Genomic DNA, 21,993 nt, shown 5'->3' on the forward strand with positions numbered 1-21,993 from the left:
ATCCAGGTATAGGAGCATTTTAATTGCACGAACTACATCTAAATGGAGATTTGGTGGCACACCGGACGATTTAGTTGTACAAATTACAATTAAGCTGGACTCCTGTCAAGAAAGTAGACAAAACCTACAACGTTTTTCGCTTAAATGTGGCTGCAAACTGAACCGGAGAAACGTACCCCAGTGCCCCATGGATTCGTTTACGGTTGTAGAAAAATTCAATGTACTGGAAAATGGCATCATACGCCTGTTGCTTCGTTTTAAATCGATTCCAGTACACCAACTCTTTTTTTAAGAGGCTGTGAAAAGATTCGATACAGGCGTTATCATAACAGTTTCCTTTGCGGCTCATGCTTGCGGTCATCTGGTACGTCTTTAGGCGTTCCCGGTAGTCTGCAGAGGCGTACTGGGAGCCTCGATCCGAATGGTGAATCAAGCCCTTTCCGGGGCGTTTGGCCTGGTAGGCAGCGTCCAGAGCGCCCTGTACGAGGTCAGTGGTCATCCGGTCGCTAAGCCGCCAGCCGACAATCTCCCGGGTACACAGGTCCAGCACGCTCGCCAAGTACATTCGTCCTTCCCGGCAGGGAATGTAGGTGATATCCGCTACCCACGTCTGGTTCGGCTTTTCCGTGTGAAATTGCTGGTTTAACAAGTTGGGGGCAATGGGTAGCGGATGGTTGGAGTCGGTGGTGCATACGCGAAATCTCTTTGCGACACAAGAGCGCAGCCCCAGTTCTTTCATGTACTTGCCTACCGTGCGTTCACTGACCTGGTGCCCTTCACGCACTAGGAGAACCTTGATTTTGGGGCTGCCATAGCGACCCTTAGAGTCGTGAAAATGATAGGCAATCCGCTTTAGCAACAAGGCTTTACGAGTGGCTTGAGGGCTGGGCTTCGCTGTTCTCCATTTGTAATACCCGCTCCGGGACACCTGAAAGACACTGCACATCTTCTCCACGCGGAACTCGGAGCGATGATCTTCAATAAACCGAAATCTCAGTTCTTTGGATTGCTGAAGATGTGCACGGCTTTTTTTAGGATGGCCATCTCCTCTGTCAGGTCTGCGAGTTCTTGCTCCCGCTCCTTCAGTTGACGTTCCAGCTCTCTGTATTTGTCTGGAGTAATGATGGGCTCATTCTCAAACTGCCGGTACTGACCTAGCCATTTATGCAACGTTTTGGCGGGGACATCCAGCTCCAGGGCCAATTCCGCCACCGTTTTCGTCTGCTCCTGGATGTACTTTACGGCCTGTCTTTTGTATTCTTCATTGTAGCTTCTCCGTGTTCCACTCATGCGGACACCTCCTCGTTAAACTCATTATCTCTATTCTCTTAACGGGTGTCCACGGTTAACACTAACAGCAAGCCTACCCCTCGCACCCTAATCGGCACGGTACCTCCTCAGCAAGCCATTAGTTAAAGTAATATTCACGCATTTAGATCCGATGAGCTACTAACTACCCTTATTACGCAGCAAACAACACCCGTGCTATTCCGCACGGGTGCCCTTCTGCAATGAAATATAGGTTGAACTACAAACTTTAGTAAATAGGAGGGAGCGGCGGAGGAGATTTTGGAACTGTAGGAGCGTTAGCGTCCGCCTGAAAGCTTTCCGCAGGAAAGCTAGCTTCGGAAGCATCAGCAGTCTCCGGATTTCTACCGCAACCAGCGGTCTAAATCAGGAAATTCTTACAACAACAGCGGCCGGAAGTCCAAAAGCTCCGCAGTGGCGACTACTCTATTACTAAGATTTTTCCATCAAGGTTTATGGAATCTTATTTGCTGGTCCACAGCTCCACACGGTCCTGCACATACTTGGTGTAGCCGGCTTCCATTTTCTTAACGCCGGCTTTTTCCAGATCGGCCATGTAATCATCCCAGATTTTATCGAATTCAGCCGGTTTGGCCAGAATGGCCTGCGGGATGCGCTTCCAGGTAATATCCTTCATTTTATTGCCCAGAATGGCGACTTCGTCCTCACCGGGAATCGAAATGTTCCAGGCTGCGCCGTAGGCTTTTTCCTTGAATTCTTCTTCCTTCGGGAACAGGTCCTTCCAGGTCGTAGCTTTGTAAGCCGCCAGCGTCTCCTTCTCCACATCGCTATAGCCAAGCACGAGCTGCTCAGGGAAGTTCTTGGTGTAATAGTTGCCGGTGGAATCCTTGGCTCCGTCGCCGTAGTGAACCATCATATTCCAGTAGAAGCCAATGCCGGTTTCCTTGGTGAAGGCGGTATTGTCATTGTTGATGCGGTCCTGAACTTCCTGCGGAACGACGCGTTTGCCGTTCTCTACTTTATAGTGCTTGCCTTCGATTCCCCAGTTGTTCAGGATTTGGCCTTCATCGGAGGCCAGATAATCCAGGAACTTGATGGTGCGGACCGGATCAGGGTTAGTGGTGGAGATGGAGATCCCGTAGCCGCCCATGAAGCCGGTAGGCCAGAAGCTGGTTTCCTTGTATTCATCAGTTAAAGTGACTGGATAGTGTCCGTAGGTCTGATCGAATTTGCCGGCGGCTTTGAGCGCCTGCTGCGCGTCATTGTAGTCCCAGTCTTGGTCAATCAGGCCGAGTACACGTCCAGTCGCCACTTTGGCTTTATACTGGTCGTATTTCTGCACGAAGCTCTCCTTGTCAAGCAGGCCGATATCGTTCATGTGGTTCAGCCAGCGGAAATATTCCTTCTCCTCCGGACGGCGGAAGTGGTAGATCGCTTCGTGAGTCTCCTGATCGATGTAATATTCACCGTCATCGGAGCCGCCGGTAGTGGCTACCGCAGGGTTGGTAACGGAGATGTACATATGCCAGTCGTCTGCGTTCAGGGAGACACCGATGTTCTTGTTGCCGTTCTCATCGGTAGGGTGCTTATCCAGGTACGCCTTAATAACGTTCTCATAATCCTTGACGGTCTTAATCTCCGGATATCCGGCTTCCTTCACGACCCGGTGCTGCAGCTCGAAGCCGCCGCCCGCTACGAACTTCTTCTCATCCACCGCTGCCCAGGTCGGGATGGCGTAGATCGATTGGTCTTCATTCGTATACTTGGCCCGGGCGAGATTATCGCCGAGTACGCGCTTAATGTTAGGAGCATGCTTATCGATCAGATCGGTGAGATCCAGGACTGCACCGGCATCCACCAGCTTACCGATGTCGCCTTTAGCCGAGATAATGTCGGGATAATCCCCGCCGGCAGCAATGAGGGCAATCTTCTGTTGCGGATCACCGACAGCGAATTCGGCATCGAGGGTCACGCCGGTCTTTTGCGTAATGACGGTGCTGACCTCATCCTTCATATTGTTCCAGTTCGGATTGGGGTCTTCCGCGAAGAAGGATAGTGTCAGGGGACTTAAGTCCTCAGCCGCCGCCGTAGCCTCAGCCGTTGCCGTGGCATTGCCGCTGTTCGTCGCCTTAGCCCCGGTATTCTCGGCCGTGTTCTTGTTGCCGTTATTATTGCCTCCGCCGCAGCCTGCCAGCACACTGAGCAGCAAGGTCAGCACCATCAGCGCCACATACGGTTTCGCCGTCTTTCTTGTCATGAATAGAAACCCTCCCTTTGTCTGGTAGAATCATATTGTATTCACAGGCGTGAGCCTGAAGATACCAGTGAGCAGCTTAGCTTTTAACCGAACCCAGCGTCATGCCCTTGACGAAATAGCGCTGCAGGAACGGATAGACCACCAGAATAGGCACGGTGACGACAATGGTGATTGCCATTTTGACCGATTCCGGGGAGATCTGGGCCATAACCTCAGTCATATTGCGCCCGCGGAAATTATCCGCATTGGTCGTGGTGCTCTGAATGACCTTCATCAGCTCGAATTGCAGCGTGGTCAGCGAGTCCTTCGAGCCGTTATACAGATAGGTATCAATCCACGCATTCCACTGGCCGACGGCCAGGAACAGGGCGATGGTTGCTAAGGCTGGCTTGGTCAGCGGCAGAATAACACGCCAGTAGATGGTGAAGTCATTGGCTCCGTCCAGCTTGGCGGATTCCTGCAGGGCGTAAGGCAGACCGTCGATGAAGGAGCGGATCACGAACACATTGAAGGCGCTCACCAGACCGGGCAGGACATACACGCCGAAGGTGCCCATCATATGCAGATCCTTGATCAGAATATAAAAGGGGATCAGGCCTCCAGATACATACATCGTCAATGCCAGGAAGGTGGAAACGAACTTACGGGCCTGGAAGTCCACCCGGCTTAAGGTGAAGGCCAGCATGGACGCACTGACCAGTCCGAGCAGAGTCCCGATAACCGTCCGCAGCACCGAAATTTTGAACCCGGTAATCAGGCCGGAGAAGGCGAAGATCGTCTCGTAATTCTTGAAGGTGAACACCCGGGGGTAGATTGTAATCCCGCCCTTGATGCTGTCCGTCGAGTCATTGAAGGAGATCGCCAGCACGTTCAGAAAAGGGTACAGCGTAGCAACAGTTACCACCGTAATCGCCAGATAGACAACCAAATCGAAGATGCGGTCCGACCAGGAGGCCGCAGCCAGTTTTTTGATCATGAGCAGGGCCTCCTATATGATGCTTTCCTTGGTTATTTTTTTGAAGATGCCATTGGCGGTAAAGAGCAGAATCACACTCACCACGGAGTTGAAAATATTAATCGCCGTCCCGAAGGAGAACCGTCCCATCCCCAGCCCGTAATTCAGCGCGTACAGGTCAAGGGTCTGCGAGTAGTCACGCACCAGATTGTTGCCGAGCAGGAACTGCTTCTCGAACCCGATGCTGATCAGATGGCCGATGGACATAATCAGCAGAATCACGATGGTACCGCGGATACCCGGAAAAGTGATATGACGCACCTGCTGAAGCCGGCTCGCTCCGTCCACCCTGGCTGCCTCGTACAGCTCCGGCCCGATGCCCGAGATGGCGGCGAGATAGATAATGGTGTTCCAGCCCGTCTCCTTCCAGACATCCGATGCGGTGACAATGCCCCAGAACAGATTGCCCTTGGCCATGAACTGGATCGGTTCACTGATGATATGAAGGCCCATTAGCAGGTCATTGACGGCGCCGTTGTCCGTGGAGAGCATCTTGGTGATGATCCCGGCAGCAACCACCCAGGACACAAAGTGCGGCAGATACGACACCGTCTGAACGAAGCGCTTCAGCACCTGCAGCCGTACCTCATTCAGCAGAATAGCGAAGATAATCGGAATGATAAAGCCTGCCAGCAGTCCCATGATACTCATGGCCAGCGTATTGCGCAGGGCGTTGAAGAACTGCTCATCCTGGAACAGCTCCCGGAAGTACTGGAGGCCGACCCATTTTTGCTCGAAAAAGGATTTGCCCGGTTTATACTTCTGGAAGGCCATCATCCACCCCCATAACGGAAGATAGCTGAAGACAAAAGCCCAGAGGACAAAAGGAACAGCCATCATATAGAGGTATTTCTGCTGCCGGAATTTCCCCCAGAAGCTGGAGGAGGATTTCTTCGGCTCCGGCTTCATCGCGGTGGTAATCGCTTTCATTTATGTCCCTCCTTCGATATAGCTTTATCATAATCTGCCGCCTGGCCAGGAAACACCCGAAGATTTAAGTGTAAAAACAGGGGAAAATCAGTCTTTTTCGTAAGCGCTTTCTGAAAAAGCATTCTCCGGCTCCTTTCTCCGGTAAGCGGATGGGGAGATGCCTGCGATTTTTTTAAACTTCTCGCGGAAATAGTCGACATCACTGAAGCCGACGCTGCTGGCTGCCTGATGGATTTTGCAGCCCTGGTCCAGCAGCTCCATGGCCTTTTCGATGCGGATCGTATCCAGATAAGTGTTGAAGGAGCAGCCCATAGTATTCTTGAACAGCTTGCCAAGATAGGCACTACTGTAGGTGAACACATCGGCCAGCGCCTCTAGCTTCAGATTCTCGTCATAGTGCCGGTGGATCAGATCGACCATCCGCTTTATCAGGACATCCGTATCGTCGCGGATAATTCCACTGGCGTATTCCTCCAGCAGACCTGTGATATAGCGCTGGAGCTGGGGGAGGGAGGTATGCCTGTAGATCTGCTGAATCTGCTCCTCCATCCGGCTCTGCGCAGCGCTAAGCTCCTTATAATGAACGGAGAGCTTCCCGGACATGGAGGTTACGGCCCGTACATAATAGGATTTCACCGCCATCTCGGATAACCCCGCAGCAGCCATAAGGTCCCCCGCTTCCTGGATCAGGGCAGAGATTACGCTCAGATTGCCGGTATCCAGAGCGAAATACAGCCGGTCCATCACGGGAGCGAGCCTGCTCTCTGTATCCTGGGGGTTCGCAGGCAGCCCTTGCTTCAGCTTAAGAGAATCGGGGCCAATCATCCCCGGCTCATCATAGAAGAAGTGATCCTTCATCCGCGCCAGCGCCGACTGATGGGAGACCGGCAGCTCCCTCAGACTGTCCACCATATCCCCGGCGGTGATGATGCACTCCAGCCCCTCTGCAGCAGCAGCTTCACGAATCTGCTGGGCCATCCGTTTACGCACCAGCTCCTTTTGGTAAGAGGGCTGCAGCAGCACCCCGAGATAAGAATCGAGCGCGAAAACGATGCCCCAGCGGTTATCCTCGAAGCTGGACGTCAGCCGGGACTTGACGCTGCTGGAGGGTCCGTTGTCCGCATGATCCTGCAGCAGGAGCCGGATCAGCACGATCTGGTAGGAATCCCAGAGCAGCCCCGCTTCCAATGCCGACTCCATCAGCGCGGGGGCGGGATGCAGACTGCTCTCCATCAGCAGGGACTGAACCAGCATCTCCCGGCTCCAGACCTTAACAGCCTCATGATTCTTGCGGTGGGCCAGCCGCGCATTCAGTATGGTAGACAGGCCGGTAAGATACAGCTGCAATTCCTCCTCATCGACCGGCTTAAGCAGGTAGTTATCGATATTGTAGGACATCGCACGCTTGGCATAACTGAAGTCGGCATAGCCGCTCAATATGAGAATATGCAGCTCCTCATGATCCTCCCGCAGCTCGCCGATCAGCTCCAGTCCGTCCTTCCCGGGCATACGGATATCCACAATCATCAGATCCGGGGAATACAGCTGAGCCTTATGCCTGGCTTCAACCGCATTGGCTGCGGTATCTACCACCCGGTAGCCGAGGCTCTCCCAATCCAGCAGGGTGGCAAGTCCTTCGCGGATCGACAATTCATCATCAACAATTAACACACTATACATAGGAATCACTCCTTAAAGGGATGGCGAAGCTGATTTGTGTGCCGTATCCGCTCTGGCTGGCCAGAATCAGGCCGCATTCCGGGCCATAGGTCAGCTTCAGCCGCAGATGGATGTTACGCATTCCGATACTGTGGGTCTCATAGTCATCGTTGTTCTCCAGCATCTGTCGCAGCTCTGCGAGCCGGGCCGGCGAGATTCCGGTTCCGTTATCGGAGACCTGAACCGTAAGGCTGCCCTCCTCCACCCGGATATCCACCCGGACCATTCCGCCGTCCATCCGGTCCTCCAAGCCGTGAATGACACAATTCTCCACCAGTGGCTGGATAATAAGCGGCGGAATCCTTAGGGTATTCGCTGCCGGATCTACATACAGCTCGTAGGCTAGCCGGTCATTGTAGCGGAATTTCTGGATAACCAGGTAGCAGTTCACGGTCTCCAGCTCACTTTGCAGAGTGATTCTGCCTCCGCCGACCTCCAGGTTCTTGCGCATCATCTTGCCCAGCAGCCGGACAACCTGCGCAATATCGGTCTGGCCGCGGGTGTGGGCCTTCATCCGGATCGATTCCAGGGCATTGAACAGGAAATGGGGATTGATCTGGCTGGCCATCATTTTGAATTTGATCTCATTCTGCTTCAGCAGGATGGCATTCTTCTGCTGGTTGGACTCCTGCACCTCGCTCATCAGGTCGTTGACATTGCGGACCATGTGATTGAATTGCCGGGCCAGCTGGCCGATCTCATCTTTGCCGTCAATCACAAGCCGGGCTTCCAGATTCCCGGAAGCGACCTTGGAGATATGCTTGCTGAGATGCAGCATGCGTCCGGTGAGCAGGCGGGAGAAGTAGTAGATTAGGATGATTGCAAGAATTAGGGAGGAGATAATGACGGAAGTAGCCAGGGAAATAATCCGGTTGGGCTCACTCACAATACTTTCTACAGAGAAAATAGAGATGATCCGCAGACTGTTCAGGCTGCCTTCGGGATGCCAGTCGTCGATCAGCATTTTGAAGGACTGCCCGTCAATCGTGATGTCCGCAGGCCCGTGCCCGGCAAGGGTAGGCAGCGGCTTGAGGTTGATGTCCTGCAGCGACTTGCCGAGAGTGCCGGCCCGGTTGGAGGCGACAATATTATCGTTCTCATCGACGATAAAGGTCTCGAAGGTCTCCTGCTTCAGGATACTGCTGAGCTGATCCGAATTGACATTCACGACCAGCACACCGGTTGTGCGCTGCTTGAGGAAGTCGACCTTGCGGATCAGGCTGAGATAATACTGTCCGTTCCGGCTGTCAGGAATGTAACTCCAGAACGCCAGCCCCTTCTGGGCGAGGGCGAGCTGGTACCACGGCTCCCGGGTAACCGCTTCGTCAGCCTGGAGGAATTCCCAGTTGTTAAGCACTGTCGGGTTGTCGATATACAGCCGGATGCTGGAGACCTCTTTGTACAGGCGGACGAAATCCCGGAAGTCGGGGTAATCCCAATAGGCCTGCACCACATCATAGACCGATTCGTACCGGTGATTCGCGGCCTCCTCCAGCCGGCTGTCATTGGACAGGCGGTAGACGATATCCACCGGAACGTTCAGCATCTCGCTGGTCCGTTTTTTCACACGGTCGACATTCGCCGTAATCTGCTTCAGCGCATTATTCATCGCCATATTCCGCAGCTCACTGGTCAGGAACACCCCCACAATGAGCACCGGAATCAGGACAACACTGCCGAAAGAGAGGAAGAGCTTGGTCCTGAGCTTCAGGTTGTTCATGAAGGTGATGATACGGGTATACACGAAAGAAATCCCCTCCGTTAGCACATTTGTAATAACGCTTACAATAGAGTATAGCGCGAAACCGTTAGCCAATATATGTCATGAAAATATTTTACCTAAAATCCTGCAACCCTGACTGAACTTTGAAGCCTTATGATGAGGAAAATAATGAAATATAATAATGATATTAGAATAATTGGAGGAGAAGGGGGCAGGAGATGGCCAGCATCAGGAGCTTGGCAGGGAAGCTGAAAAGGTGGTTTGCTGATTTATCCATTCATTTAAAGTTGATCGGGGCTTATATTGTCATTATTCTGGTCCCTGTTATTGTGATCTCTAACTATTTGTTTGCTGATTTCTATCAGGATACGGTCGATGACATCATTGAAGAGAACCGCTACCAGATCCACAACGAGAAGCAGGCGATCATGAGCAAGCTTGAAATGATGGTGAAGTCTTTTAATTTGCTCATTTCAGACCGGAGCCTGGCGGAGTATGTAACCGCTGAAATGGAGCCCGGAGTGAAAGAGATCAAGCAGTTTCAGGACTACTCGCTGAACTTCTTACAGAGCGTATTGTTCAATAATCCATATATTGCGAGTGTCCGTTTCTTCGTGAACAATCCGCGGATCAGCGAGCTATGGCCGATTATTTATCAGGAAGAACGGATTAAGGGCAGCCCCATGTACACGAAATTGATGAATCAGAAGGAGCATGCCTTATGGGAGATTCAGCCGGAGGATGCTATATTCGAGGATACCGGTCCGCTGGTGGAGGAACAGTCAAGCTCCATGGTCTCCTTGGCGGTTAAAAGTAACTTGGCCAACAAGCAGCACATTGGCATTGTCAAAGTTGAAATGCGGATTGAGGATCTTTTTGACAAGGCGTATAACAACAGCGGGGAGCGCGATTCAAGGTTCTTCATTCTGGATCAGCAAGACAAATTGTACATGAGCAGCATAGACCCGCTCAGTGGGTTGAATGAAGCTCAGATCCTGGAGGCTGCCGTTAAGGTTAAGCAGGGAAGCGGTTCGTCCTTGTTATTTTCAGCGGGGGGTGAGGATTTCCTGTATCTCCTTGAGCCCGTCGACCGCTTACATGTGGATCTGGTAAACGTCATTTCTCTGCACAGCACCTATTCCAAAATTGACAGCACCAGAAACAGGGTTATTCTGATCATCGTCCTGCTGCTGGTTCTGCTTGCGGTCATTACTTACTGGATTCAATCTATTGTTCTGAAAAAGCTGCATGTCTTGCGGGATTCGATGCAGATGGTCCGCAAGGGTGACTTTCAGGTGGAGATCGATGTGCAGGGTGGCGATGAGATCGGTGAGCTGGCGCACCACTTCAGGGAGATGCTGGGCACCATCAATGCCTTGATTGCGGAAGCTGTACAGCGCAGCGCTGCCACTAAAGAAGCGGAGCTTCAGGCCTTACGCAATCAGATCGATGCCCATTTCCTGTACAACACCCTGGAGAATTTGAAGATGCTCGCTGAGGTAGAGGGCCAATATACCGTATCGGATGCACTTACCTCACTCGGCAGCATTATGCGTTACAATCTAAGATGGACTGGGGATACCGTGCAGCTGGCAGACGAGTTGAAGCATATTCAGCATTACATCTCAATTATGAACATCCGTTACGATGGGAAGCTTAAGGTTGAGATTCATGCAGAAGACAGATTCCATGCTCATGAATTGTTGAAAATGTCCCTGCAGCCCATCGTTGAGAATGCGGTGAAGCACGGAATGTATTCCGCTCTGATGAGGGGCGACGGGCTGATAATCAGCGTGTATGCGTATGCAGATCAGCATTTTTTTTACATAGAGGTAACTGACAACGGGATCGGAATTCCAGATGATGGGCTACAGCAGTTGAATCACAAGTTGATCATGAGTGACGAAGAATTTAATCAATTAATGCAGGAGACAGCTGAGTTTAGCACAGGGCATAACGGGATCGGCTTGCGTAATGTGAATCAGCGCATCCGGCTGCATTATGGGGAGGATTATGGAATTTGCGTAGAGAGCAGGCAGAGGAGTTATACCACAGTGAGGGTTAAGCTGCCTTTGTTGACACCGGTTAGAGGAGGAATGCAGAGCCTATGAGACAGCTGCTGATTGTAGATGATGAGAAGAATATCCGGTGCGGGCTCCGGGCTATGATTGAACGGGAGGCTGCAGGTCGCTATGATATCCGCTTGGCTTGTGACGCCTTTGAGGCCCTGGAGATGATTGCGTCAATGAAAATAGAAATTCTGATTACGGACATTCGTATGCCCGAGTTGGACGGAATTGGTCTAATTAAAAAGCTTCAGGAGTTCAGGTCCAGGCCGGCCGTTGTAATTGTAAGCGGGTATGATGATTTCTCGTATGCCAGAGCCGCTATCCGCTATGAAGTGAATGAGTACCTGCTCAAGCCGGTCATTCGTGAGGAATTAGCTGAAGTGCTGGAGCGGATTGAAGAGGAGCTTAACGTTTCGGCAAGCAATCTTCACCTCGGCATGGAGCAGCTTCATACAACCTGCGAACAAGCGGAGGTTACAGTGGAAGATTCATTTCTGCAGCCTATTTCCGATATCATACCCGTACAGAAGGAGAATGAGGGGATAGAGCGTGCACTTCATTACATCCACGACAATTATTCACATAACATCAATATGATGATGGTTTCAAGCAAAGTGTCCTTTAACTACTCCTATTTCAGCCAGGCTTTCCGCGACTACACCGGAGAGAATTTTGTAAGCTATCTGAAGCGGCTGCGGATCAATAAGGCGAAGGAGCTGCTGCGGGATACGGAGGATCGAATCTATGAAATAGCCGGTATGTCAGGCTTCGGGAACACTAAGAATTTTAATAGAGTGTTCAAAGAAAGCGAAGGCGTAAGCCCGTTGGAGTACCGCAATCAGCAAAAGCTGTTAACCACACTGATGGAGCAATGATCCCGTATACCCCTTAATCCATTGGTCACTTGCACAATGCATTTCGTCCGTTCATCAATATTCTTTTCCTCCCCGGAGACCTTATAATGAGAGCGTGTTCAACAAGTTGTTAGGGGGATATTTGAAAATGGAAGGATTAATCATTGGTTGGTATGGAGCGCTTGCAGGACTGGCTATTGCCATTATTCTGATTCTTAGAAAATTGAATCCGGTCTACGCTCTGTTCCTGGGTGCCATTGTAGGGGCGCTGATCGGCGGAGCCAATCTCGAACAGACCGTTAGTGTTCTTGTAAGCGGTACACAAAGTGTAATGGGTACGGTGCTGCGGGTGCTGGCCGCCGGTGTGCTCGCTGGTGTGATGATGGAGTCGGGTGCGGCTGAAGCCATAGCCCAGGCTATTGTCCGAAAGTTCGGCGGAAGCAAGGCCATTCTGGCCCTCGCGCTGGCCACGATGGTCATTACGGCGATGGGGGTATTCATTCCTGTAGCGGTGCTGATTGTGGCTCCGATTGCTTTATCCGTAGGCAACAAAATGGAGATCTCAAAGCTGGCGCTGCTGCTGGCCTTGTCGGGCGGGGGGAAGGCCGGTAATATTATCTCCCCGAATCCGAATACGATTGCTGCTGCACGCGGCTTTGATCTTGATCTGAGCAATGTCATGCTGGCAGGCGTGATTCCGGCCATCTGCGGGTTAATTGTAACCGTTATCTTAGCAACTCTGCTGAAGAAAAAAGGTGTCATGGTCACCCCGGCGGAAGCTGCGAACGGGACAGACAGCGCGAATACTGCCGCTTACCCGCCGCTCAGCAGAGCTATTGTAGCTCCTCTGGTGGCCATCGTCCTGCTCATGATTAACCCGATCGGCTCCATCTCCGGGATCGAAGCGCTCACCAAGCTTAAGGTGGATGCGCTATACATTCTGCCGCTGGCGGGGATTATCGGGATGCTGGCGATGGGGCAAGGCAACAAGGTGCTGCAATATACATCCTCCGGCCTTAGCAAAATGACCGCAACCGTCCTGATCCTGATCGGGGCAGGCGGCATCGCCGGTCTGATCTCGGCTTCCGATCTGTCCGCCCAGGTGGTTCATCTGATTGAGCTGTCCGGCATTTCCGGTACGTTCCTGGCCCCGATTTCCGGGATACTGATGGCTGCGGCTACCGCCTCAACCTCCACGGGTGTTATTGTCGCTACAGGCTCCTTCGGGCAGGCCATTCTGAATATGGGTACGGCTCCGCTCGCTGCCGCTGTGATGGTTCATACCGGAGCTACGGTCATCGACTCGCTGCCGCAGGGCACTTACTTCCATGTCACGGCGGACAGTATGAAAATGTCGATCAAGCAGCGTATGGGGCTCATCCCGTATGAGGCCATCGTTGGCGGCACGATGACGGTTGTGGCTACAATCGTATACGGATTTTTACTATAATAATTAAATTAGGATAGATGAGGTGTAGAAATGAGAGAGAGAACCTTTGTACTGGCGCCGGATTCCTTCAAGGAGAGCATGACTGCGAAAGAAGTATGTACAGCGATGGAGGCCGGGCTCCGCAAGATATACCCAGAAGCAACCTACATCCATGTTCCGATGGCGGACGGCGGGGAGGGGACCGTACAGTCCCTTGTCGATGCTTCCGGCGGAGAGATTCACGATAAAGAGGTAACAGGGCCGCTGGGCGGGCCGGTTATGGCCAAATTCGGAATTCTCGGCGACGGGCAGACGGCGGCGATCGAGATGGCTTCGGCCAGCGGCATTCAACTGGTGGACAGGGCCGAGCGCAATCCGCTGATTACCACAACTTACGGGACGGGCGAGCTGATTCTGGAATGTCTGAACCGGGGCATCCGCAAAATCATCATCGGCATCGGCGGCAGCGCCACCAATGACGGCGGTGCCGGCATGGCCGAAGCGCTCGGCGCTAGATTCCTGGATGAGGCGGGGAACTTACTTCCGCGCGGCGGCGGCAGCCTGGGGCAGCTGGCCAGTGTTGACGTTAGCAGGCTTGATGTGAGACTGCAGCAGGTTCAGCTCATCGTTGCCTGCGATGTGACGAACCCGTTATGCGGCGAGCAGGGGGCTTCGGCGGTCTTTGGTCCGCAAAAAGGAGCCACCCCTGACATGGTCCGGCAGCTTGACGCCAATCTCGCCCATTATGCGGCGGTGGTGAAGCAGCAGTTGCACAAGGATGTGTGCGATCTGCCTGGAGCCGGTGCAGCAGGGGGACTGGGCGCGGGCCTGATGATCTTCACGCAGGCAACGCTGCAGAAGGGGATTGAGATCGTCATCGAATACACTGCTCTCCAGCAGAAGCTGGAGCAGGCGGACTTCGTCTTCACCGGTGAAGGCGGAATTGACTTCCAGACCAAATTCGGCAAAACACCATACGGCGTCGCCCGCACCGCCAAGGCTGGCGGCAAGAAAGTGATCGCCCTGGCCGGTTATATCGGCGAAGGGATTGATACGCTGTATGCCGAAGGCATCGATGCCGTATTCGGCATTGTGCCGGGCGCATCCAGCCTGGAGAAGCTGCTGGCTGACGGCCCCGCCAATGTCGAGCGGACCTGCGAGAATATCGCCAGGCTGCTGAAGCTGGCTGAATAGAATGTGCAAACTATGGCCCCGGGAATAAGATTTCCCCGGGGCCATAGTTTTGTGTTGTGTGGTTGAACGGATGGAGGCGTAGCCGCATCGGCCATATGGATGAAAGAAGTGGAAAAAGAGCATTTAATTCTCACTAATCCGCACATTTGGGGATTTTAGATGGAAAAAGTACAACTGCTGAGCCGGAAACCTGCATTTGGCGGGAGCTGGGCTGAATTAAATGCCCTTTTTCCAATTAAATTCCCCAGCTTGTCAATCAGCCGAAAATTAGATGTACCTAATCCACCTAGCGTCATGCGATAAGCGCGTAAAGTTAGCCGGAAGCAAGTTAGTGTTACCTTCATTGTCCCTCATGCGTGCCCACTGGGGAACTTGTTCTGTAACCCCACCTTACTTCCTCGCGTCTACGCTACCTATCGGAAGTGCGCCCCGTCTTCCTCTTGAACAGATCTGCTACGCGGCTCCTTCCGCCTCAATGTCTGCCCCGACGTCCATTCGTACTCCGTCCCAGCATCTCCGCAATCCCCGCCACAAGCTACTTATACAGCGCCAGCAGCTCATGCGTAAGCTCGAAGAGCTGCAGCAGGTTTCTCGGGTCCTTGCCGGTGATGCTCCCGATCCGCTTCAGGCGGTATTGCAGCGTATTGCGGTGGATGTTCAGCTGCTCAGCCGTCTGCGAGACACTGCAATTGTGATTGATGAAGCTGCGGAGCGTCTCCAGCAGATCGGCGGTATCCTCCAGCTTCATCGCCGTGCCGGGCTTGTCTGACAGCTTCGCCTGACTGAGCTTTACCAGGAATTCCGCATCCTCGTAGCGGATCGATTGCGCAGCAGGGCGGAGTGCCAGAATAACACCGAGGGCAGCTTTGGCCTGACGGTAGCCCTCTGCGATACTGGCCTCCAGCCGGCCCGAAGCCAGCAGGAGCTGCGGCTGATTGTGCAGCAGCTCCGCAATCAGCCGGCTGCAGTCCAGCCGGTTCTGGACCAGGATTACCCATGTATCCCCATCAAGCTGGAAGGACGGATGCAGGAACAAAAGCTTTGTCTCATCCAGCTCCGGCTGCACATGCTTGAGATACAGCACGGTGGTCTTCTGCAGAAGGTCGATCTGATAGGCCGCCGCTTCTTTTCGCAGCTTCTGGGAGTAAGCTCCCTGATGGTTAAGAAGCATCTCCAGCAGCGCCTTCTTGCGGTTGGCCTCGCTGGCCAGATGCTCCAGCGTGTTTCTTTGCTCAATGAGCAGCGATACCGTGGTCCTCACGATATTGCAGAAGGGGCGGACCTCTTCCGGGCTGCCGGAGATTCCGATTACACCTACGCGGGTATTGCCGATGACAATCGGTTCGTTGGTGCCCTTTTTCTCATATCGCCCGTCCTCCATGACTTCGACCCTATGCCCGGTGGACAGCGCTTCGACAGCCCCCTGATGAACGGTGCCGACCCTTGCCTTATGTCCGCTGCCGATGATGATTCCCTGATCGTTCATGATGTTGATGTTATAGGGGATATCCATCATCATCTTGTCTACAATCTCCTGAGCCTGCTTCTCCGATAGCTGAAACAACCGGAACTCCCTCCTCCTCTTGAGCGGGTAACCGCCCTATACTGCCTCTTAATCACTCGTTGTGCATCTGAACAAAATTATAGACCAACCTTCACAGCGAAGAAAGGAGGAACATCACTAGCCGTAGCACGAAGTACCACCCGGCACCAAAAAAGCCAGCCCAGACTTGGGCTGACCTTGAAGGGCGGTAGGACCTTGAGAAATAAGAATGGATGGGTCCGCACTATAAATATCGCTTACCCTTGAGCAATTCCCGCCCGGCTGAAAATCTGCTTCAGCCTATCCTCATGCTCCGCGCTCCACACCCCCGGTGAAGCCAGACTGAAGGTCGATACCGGCAGGCCGGACAGCCGGACGGCTTCTTTAATAGAAGCTACGAACGGATCATCGATGGCATACAGCGCCGGAATCTCAATCAGACGCTTCTGGAAGGCGAGCACACCGGCCAGGTCGCCCTGCTTGAAGTTATCGTATACACCCAGCATCAGCTCTGGAGCGAAGTTGGCACTGGCCGCAATGGCCCCGTCTCCACCGGCAGCGAGTGTAGGCAGCAGGTATTCATCGAAGCCGCAGAAGACGGAGAAGTCCGGGCTGACCGCCTTGACCTGCATGATCATCTGGCGGATGTGGCTAAGCTGGTCCACGGTATCCTTGATGCCGAGTACATTCGGATAATGTGCGGCCAGGCGGGCCACGAAGGCCGGAGTCAGATCCTGGCCGGTCATGGCCGGGAAGTTATACAGCATGAGCGGTACATCGACGGCTTCCAGAACAGCAGCATAATGCGCAAACAGGGCGTCCCCGCTCAGCTTGTAGTAATACGGATTCATAATGACGATGCCGGTAGCTCCATGTTCAGCGGCATGACGGGAGAGCCGGAGGGTCTCAGGGGCCGTATTGCTGCCAGTGCCAATCCAGGCTGGAAGACGGCCATTCGTATACTCCAGGCATAGCTCTGCGATCTCTTCACGCTGCTCTGCGGTGAACAGGGTGAATTCTCCGGCTGTTCCAAGGAAGAATAGACCGTGAACCCCTTTGGCGATCAGGCTGTCGATCAGCAGCTTCATTCCGTCACGGTCGAATTTACCGGCGGAATCCAGAATCGTCGGGACGGGAGGAATGACACCTGCATTCGGGTGGCTAAGTTTCATTTTATTTTTGCCTCCTGGTTTGTTATTATAAACATATGATTATTATAGTGAACTTGAAAGGCTTAATCAATGGATTTATGAGAGGGGAATGAAGGTGTGGACCAGAAGTACTGGGTTCCGGCATTGGAACGGGCAGATCTGATTCTTAAGGCCATCTCAAGACAGACCGGAGCGCTCAAAATGACAGATCTTTGCGAGGAGACCGGCATTAACAAAAGCTCGATGTTCTCGCTGCTGCGCACAATGGAGACTCTGGGGTGGGTGGTGAAGGATGCGGGCGAGAGGTATGTGCTTGGCGCCGGGATCTCCTACTATAATACCGTCTACAATGATTCGCTTAAGCAGAATATGAATCTGGTAGAGCGGTTTCTGGCAGAGTCGGTGCAGAGTGTCGGGGCGGTGGGCGAGACCTTTCAGCTGTCGGTGCTGGACCGCGATGAGATTATTTACCTGGCCAAGCAGGAGGGGCAGTCTCTGGTAAGGCTGGAGTCCAGCCCCGGTATGCGGTTTCCGGCATATGCGACGGCGATGGGCAAGATGATGCTGGCGCTGCTGCCGGAGGGTGAGCTGGAACGGCGTTATCCCGATAAAATGCTGCCTGCCGTCACTGCCCGCACGCTCACAGACTGGTCTAAGTTCACTGCAGCCTTGGCTGCGATCCGTAAGACCGGCTATGCGCTGGATCAGGAGGAGATTATCCAAGGCATCAGCTGCGCCGCAGCGCCGGTTCTGGATGCCTCAGGCAAGGCAGTTGCCGCTGTCAGCACCTCGATGCTTCAGCATGCATTCGAGGCGAAGCGGGAGATTGCGCTGCGGGAGGTAAAGGCACTGGCAGGGAAGCTCTCGTTGTCTTAGCTTAGGCATCCGGGCAAGATCATTCATACTGAGGGAGAGAAGGGGTTACTGTGAAATTGACCGTACAAGAGATTATGAAGGAAGACATCATTGAAGCTGTTCCGGTACATACCGCTGCAGAAGGGCCGGCAGGCCAGCTGCCGATCACCGGGGAGGTGCTGCGGAATGCGCCGAGCGGAGAGATTTTTGGCATGACCCAGAATGCGGGCATGGGCTGGAATCCGCTGCTGCTGAACCGGCCCCAGTATCTGATTCTCGGAACGATGGGCGGCATCCGGCGTGAGGACGGCACTCCGCTGGCGCTCGGATACCATACCGGTCACTGGGAGATCGGTGTGATGATGGAAGAGATCGCGGAGGAGCTTACCGCAAATGAGGGGATTCCGTTCGCCGGTTATGTCAGCGATCCCTGTGACGGCAGGTCCCAGGGAACCACAGGCATGTTCGATTCCCTCCCTTACCGCAATGATGCGGCCATCGTGCTGCGGCGGCTGATCCGTTCACTCCCCACACGTAAGGGCGTGCTTGGCGTAGCGACCTGCGACAAAGGACTGCCCGCCATGCTGCTGGCCCTTGCCGGCATGCACAAGCTGCCGGGCATCATCGTGCCCGGCGGCGTGACCCTGCCTCCTATAGAGGGAGAGGACGCAGGTAAGGTGCAGAGCATCGGGGCGCGCTACAGCAACGGGGAGCTGTCCCTGGAGGAAGCGGCAGATCTCGGCTGCCGGGCCTGTGCGACGCCGGGCGGCGGCTGTCAGTTCCTCGGCACCGCCGCAACCGCCCAGGTGATTGCGGAGGCACTTGGCATGGCGCTGCCGCATTCGGCCCTGTCTCCTTCGGGGCAGCCGATCTGGAAGAACATCGGCCGCCAGTCGGCCCGGGCCCTTCAGCATCTGGATCAGAACGGAATCGTGATGAGTGACATTCTGACAGATCAGTCGATCCAGAATGCCATGGTGCTGCACGCTGCCTTCGGCGGCTCTACGAATCTGCTGCTGCATCTGCCGGCCATCGCCCATGCCGCCGGGCTGAAGGTTCCGACCGTTGAGGACTGGAACCGGGTGAACCGGATGGTTCCGCGCCTCGTCAGCGTGCTGCCGAATGGTCCGGTACCGCATCCGACCATCCGGGTGTTCCTCGCAGGGGGAGTTCCTGAAGTTATGCTGCATCTGCGGAAGCTGGGGCTGATTGATGAGTCCGTGCTGACGGTAACCGGGCGCACACTGGGCGAGAATCTGGACTGGTGGGAGAGCTCGCAGCGCCGGACGGAGCTGCGGCAGCGGCTGCTGGAAGCGGATGGCGTAGACCCGGATTCCGTGATCATGAGTCCGGAAGAGGCTAAACGCCAGGGCATGGCGTCTACGATGACGTTCCCTATCGGCAATCTCTGCCCCGAAGGTGCAGTTATCAAATCGGCAGCCATTGATCCTGCCGTTCTGGACAGCGAGGGCGTCTATCGCCATACCGGGCGAGTGAAGGTGTTCACCACAGAGAGAGCCGCCATCCGCAGCATCAAGCTGGGTATGGTTCAAGCGGGGGATATTCTGGCTGTCATCGGCCGTGGACCGAGCGGAACCGGGATGGAGGAGACTTACCAGCTCACCTCGGCGCTCAAGCATCTGCCGTACGGCAAATATGTCACGCTGATCACGGATGCCCGCTTCTCCGGCGTCTCCACAGGTGCCTGCATCGGCCATATGGGGCCGGAGGCACTGGCGGGTGGCCCGCTTGGCAAGCTTCGTGATAATGACTGGGTGGAGGTGCGGATTGATACTGTGAATCTGGAAGGAAGCGTGAATCTGGTCGGTGAGGGGAATGAGCCGCTGACCAAGGAAGCGGGGACGCTGATTCTGGCTTCGCGGACACCTCATCCGGGCCTGGCGGTAGACCCGGGCTTGCCGGAGGATACCCGGCTGTGGGCTGCTCTGCAGGCGGCCAGCGGCGGAACCTGGAAGGGCTGTATCTACGACACTGATAAAATCATTGCCTTACTGGAAGCAGGACGGCAAGCATTGGAGGAGAAACTATGAGCCGAAATCTGATTCATAATCCCATTCTGCGCGGATTTCATCCCGACCCGTCGATCTGCCGGGCTGGAGATGACTATTACATTGCTACTTCAACCTTTGAGTGGTTCCCCGGCGTGCGGATTCATCATTCGCGCGATCTCGTGAACTGGCGGCCGCTGACTTATGCGCTGACCCGCAGCTCGCAGCTCAATATGGAGGGGGACCCCGATTCCGGCGGCATCTGGGCACCTTGTCTCACGTACGACAATGGACTCTTTTATCTGATCTATACCGATGTCAAAAGCCGTCAGGGAGCTTTCAAGGATACGCCTAACTATCTGGTGACGGCCGAGAATATTGAAGGCCCCTGGTCCGAGCCAGTCTATCTAAATAGTAGCGGCTTCGACCCCTCGCTGTTCCATGACGAGGACGGGCGTAAATGGCTGGTCAATATGCTGTGGGATCACCGCACCGGCCGCAACAGCTTCGCCGGGATTGTGCTCCAGGAATATTCGGTGGAGGAGCAGCGCCTGATCGGCCCGGTTACTAACATCTACAAAGGGACGGAGCTGAAGCTGACCGAAGGCCCGCACCTGTACCGGAAGGACGGCTGGTATTATCTGATTACTGCTGAGGGCGGTACGCAGTATGATCATGCGGTAACGGTAGCCCGCGCGAAGCAGATTGAAGGTCCTTACGAGACCGCTCCCGTTAATCCGCTGCTGACCTCTGCAGGACACCCCGGGCTTGCGCTGCAAAAAGCAGGCCATGCCAGCCTGGTAGAGACGCAGACCGGCGAATGGTACATGGTGCATCTGTGCGGCCGTCCGGTTACGGACAAGTACTGCAACCTAGGCCGGGAGACGGCGATTCAGCGCGTTGAATTTACAGCAGACGGCTGGCTGGCCTTGTCCGGGGGCGGAAATGCTCCATCGCTGACGGTGGAAGGCCCGGATCTTCCGGCGCATCCTTTTGCGCCAGCCGCTCCGCGCGACGACTTCGACGCTCCGCAGCTGGATGTCCGCTGGAGCACACTACGCGTGCCGGCCGATGAAACCTGGCTCTCGCTCCAGGAGCGTCCCGGCTATCTGCGCCTGCGTGGCAGGGAATCGATGAGCTCCATGCACCGCCAGAGCCTGGTTGCCCTGCGCCAGCAGGCCTTCCGTTGCAGCGCGGAGACCTCGGTGGACTTCGAGCCGCAGCATTTCCAGCAGATGGCCGGCCTGATCGTCTATTACGATACGATGGATTACCTCTATCTGCGGATCACGCACGATGAAGTCCTTGGCCGAACCCTGGGACTCATCCGCTCCAAGGATGGAGTCTATGAAGACACCTTGACGCCTGAAGTACCGCTGCCTCCCGGAGCAAGTGTAGCGCTCAAGGTCGTCATTGACGGCGAATTGGCCCAGTTCTATTACAGCACCGGCGGCTCCGATTGGGAGAAGATCGGCCCGGCTCTGGAAATCTACCATCTGTCCGATGATTTCCCGGCCTATATCCGGTTTACCGGCACCTTCATCGGCATGTGCGCCCAGGACCTCAGCGGCACGCTGCATCCGGCTGATTTTGATTACTTTGAGTATCTGGAGCAAGAGTAAAGTAGCCTATAGCTGTAACATCGAAAATGATGTTGCCATAAGGCTAAGGCTGAAAGGGAAACTAGGGCAATGAACAATTGAAAGGGATAAATCCCTTTGAATTCGCCGAAAGTGAGCGGGAGGAGGAAATGAAGGGGATAAATCCCTTTGAATCCGCCAAAAGAGGGCGGGAGGAGAGAATGAAAGGGATTTATCCCACTGATTATCCAGATGCGTGCCAAGTGAGCAAATGAAGTCAAATGAAGAGCACAAGTGCCCCAGAATCCCGGGAAAGTTGGCTCAACGAGCGACTGAAGAGCACAAGTGCCCCAGAATCCCGGGAAAGTTGGCTCAACGAGCGAATGAAGAGCACAA

Annotated in this window: 16 protein-coding genes; 7 read left to right on the forward strand and 9 right to left on the reverse strand. The window is 54.2% G+C overall.

Annotation, left to right across the window (positions count from 1 at the left end; genetic code table 11):
* Nucleotides 1-124: 124 nt before the first annotated feature.
* From NSU18_RS29910 to NSU18_RS29940, 7 genes are all read right to left on the reverse strand, one after another.
* Entirely contained in the window at nt 125-1,108 is a 984-nt protein-coding gene (locus NSU18_RS29910; protein WP_341018601.1) for an IS3 family transposase, read from the reverse strand.
* Complete coding sequence (locus NSU18_RS29915; RefSeq protein ID WP_341016938.1) at nt 994-1,290, reverse strand: transposase; 297 nt, start codon at nt 1,288-1,290, stop codon at nt 994-996. Before NSU18_RS29915 ends, NSU18_RS29910 begins: the two co-directional genes overlap by 115 nt.
* A 481-nt stretch (nt 1,291-1,771) precedes the next feature.
* Entirely contained in the window at nt 1,772-3,526 is a 1,755-nt protein-coding gene (locus tag NSU18_RS29920) for an ABC transporter substrate-binding protein (protein WP_341150790.1), read from the reverse strand.
* Between the two features lie 76 nt (nt 3,527-3,602).
* Complete coding sequence (locus tag NSU18_RS29925; protein WP_341150791.1) at nt 3,603-4,502, reverse strand: carbohydrate ABC transporter permease; 900 nt, start codon at nt 4,500-4,502, stop codon at nt 3,603-3,605.
* A 12-nt stretch (nt 4,503-4,514) separates the two neighbouring features.
* Nucleotides 4,515-5,471 carry an ABC transporter permease gene (locus NSU18_RS29930; RefSeq protein ID WP_076081235.1) on the reverse strand — a complete coding sequence of 319 codons (957 nt, stop codon included), beginning with the start codon at nt 5,469-5,471 and terminating at the stop codon, nt 4,515-4,517.
* 87 nt (nt 5,472-5,558) lie between these two features.
* Entirely contained in the window at nt 5,559-7,151 is a 1,593-nt protein-coding gene (locus tag NSU18_RS29935; protein WP_341150792.1) for a response regulator transcription factor, read from the reverse strand.
* Complete coding sequence (locus tag NSU18_RS29940; RefSeq protein WP_341150793.1) at nt 7,144-8,934, reverse strand: sensor histidine kinase; 1,791 nt, start codon at nt 8,932-8,934, stop codon at nt 7,144-7,146. The genes NSU18_RS29935 and NSU18_RS29940 overlap by 8 nt, the downstream gene beginning before the upstream one ends.
* 197 nt (nt 8,935-9,131) lie before the next feature.
* On the opposite strand from NSU18_RS29940, the gene NSU18_RS29945 reads away from it, so the two are divergent.
* From NSU18_RS29945 to NSU18_RS29960, 4 genes are all read left to right on the forward strand, one after another.
* Nucleotides 9,132-11,024, forward strand: a complete 1,893-nt coding sequence (locus NSU18_RS29945; RefSeq protein WP_341150794.1) for a cache domain-containing sensor histidine kinase — start codon at nt 9,132-9,134, stop codon at nt 11,022-11,024.
* On the forward strand, nt 11,021-11,857 hold the full coding sequence (locus NSU18_RS29950; RefSeq protein ID WP_341150795.1) for a response regulator transcription factor: 837 nt from the start codon (nt 11,021-11,023) through the stop codon (nt 11,855-11,857). Before NSU18_RS29945 ends, NSU18_RS29950 begins: the two co-directional genes overlap by 4 nt.
* A gap of 127 nt (nt 11,858-11,984) precedes the next feature.
* Nucleotides 11,985-13,286 (forward strand): GntP family permease, encoded by a 1,302-nt coding sequence (locus NSU18_RS29955; protein ID WP_341150796.1) that lies wholly within the window; start codon nt 11,985-11,987, stop codon nt 13,284-13,286.
* A 30-nt stretch (nt 13,287-13,316) separates the two neighbouring features.
* A complete protein-coding gene (locus NSU18_RS29960; protein WP_341150797.1) occupies nt 13,317-14,459 on the forward strand; it encodes a glycerate kinase family protein in 1,143 nt (380 codons plus the stop codon).
* A gap of 535 nt (nt 14,460-14,994) precedes the next feature.
* Here NSU18_RS29960 and NSU18_RS29965 read toward each other — a convergent pair.
* The gene (locus NSU18_RS29965; protein WP_341150798.1) at nt 14,995-16,023 is read right to left on the reverse strand and encodes a CdaR family transcriptional regulator; all 1,029 of its coding nucleotides are present in this window, start codon (nt 16,021-16,023) and stop codon (nt 14,995-14,997) included.
* 236 nt (nt 16,024-16,259) lie between these two features.
* On the reverse strand, nt 16,260-17,174 hold the full coding sequence (locus NSU18_RS29970; RefSeq protein ID WP_341150799.1) for a dihydrodipicolinate synthase family protein: 915 nt from the start codon (nt 17,172-17,174) through the stop codon (nt 16,260-16,262).
* A 96-nt stretch (nt 17,175-17,270) separates the two neighbouring features.
* On the opposite strand from NSU18_RS29970, the gene NSU18_RS29975 reads away from it, so the two are divergent.
* The 3 genes from NSU18_RS29975 to NSU18_RS29985 all read left to right on the forward strand — a co-directional run bounded on the left by NSU18_RS29975 (nt 17,271) and on the right by NSU18_RS29985 (nt 21,639).
* Nucleotides 17,271-18,029 (forward strand): IclR family transcriptional regulator, encoded by a 759-nt coding sequence (locus NSU18_RS29975; protein ID WP_341017950.1) that lies wholly within the window; start codon nt 17,271-17,273, stop codon nt 18,027-18,029.
* Between the two features lie 74 nt (nt 18,030-18,103).
* Nucleotides 18,104-20,059 (forward strand): YjhG/YagF family D-xylonate dehydratase, encoded by a 1,956-nt coding sequence (locus tag NSU18_RS29980; protein WP_341018657.1) that lies wholly within the window; start codon nt 18,104-18,106, stop codon nt 20,057-20,059.
* A complete protein-coding gene (locus tag NSU18_RS29985) occupies nt 20,056-21,639 on the forward strand; it encodes a glycoside hydrolase family 43 protein (RefSeq protein WP_341017952.1) in 1,584 nt (527 codons plus the stop codon). Before NSU18_RS29980 ends, NSU18_RS29985 begins: the two co-directional genes overlap by 4 nt.
* Nucleotides 21,640-21,993 lie beyond the last annotated feature (354 nt).

It is taken from the genome of Paenibacillus sp. FSL H8-0048 (genome assembly GCF_038002825.1).
GTDB lineage: Bacteria > Bacillota > Bacilli > Paenibacillales > Paenibacillaceae > Paenibacillus_AQ.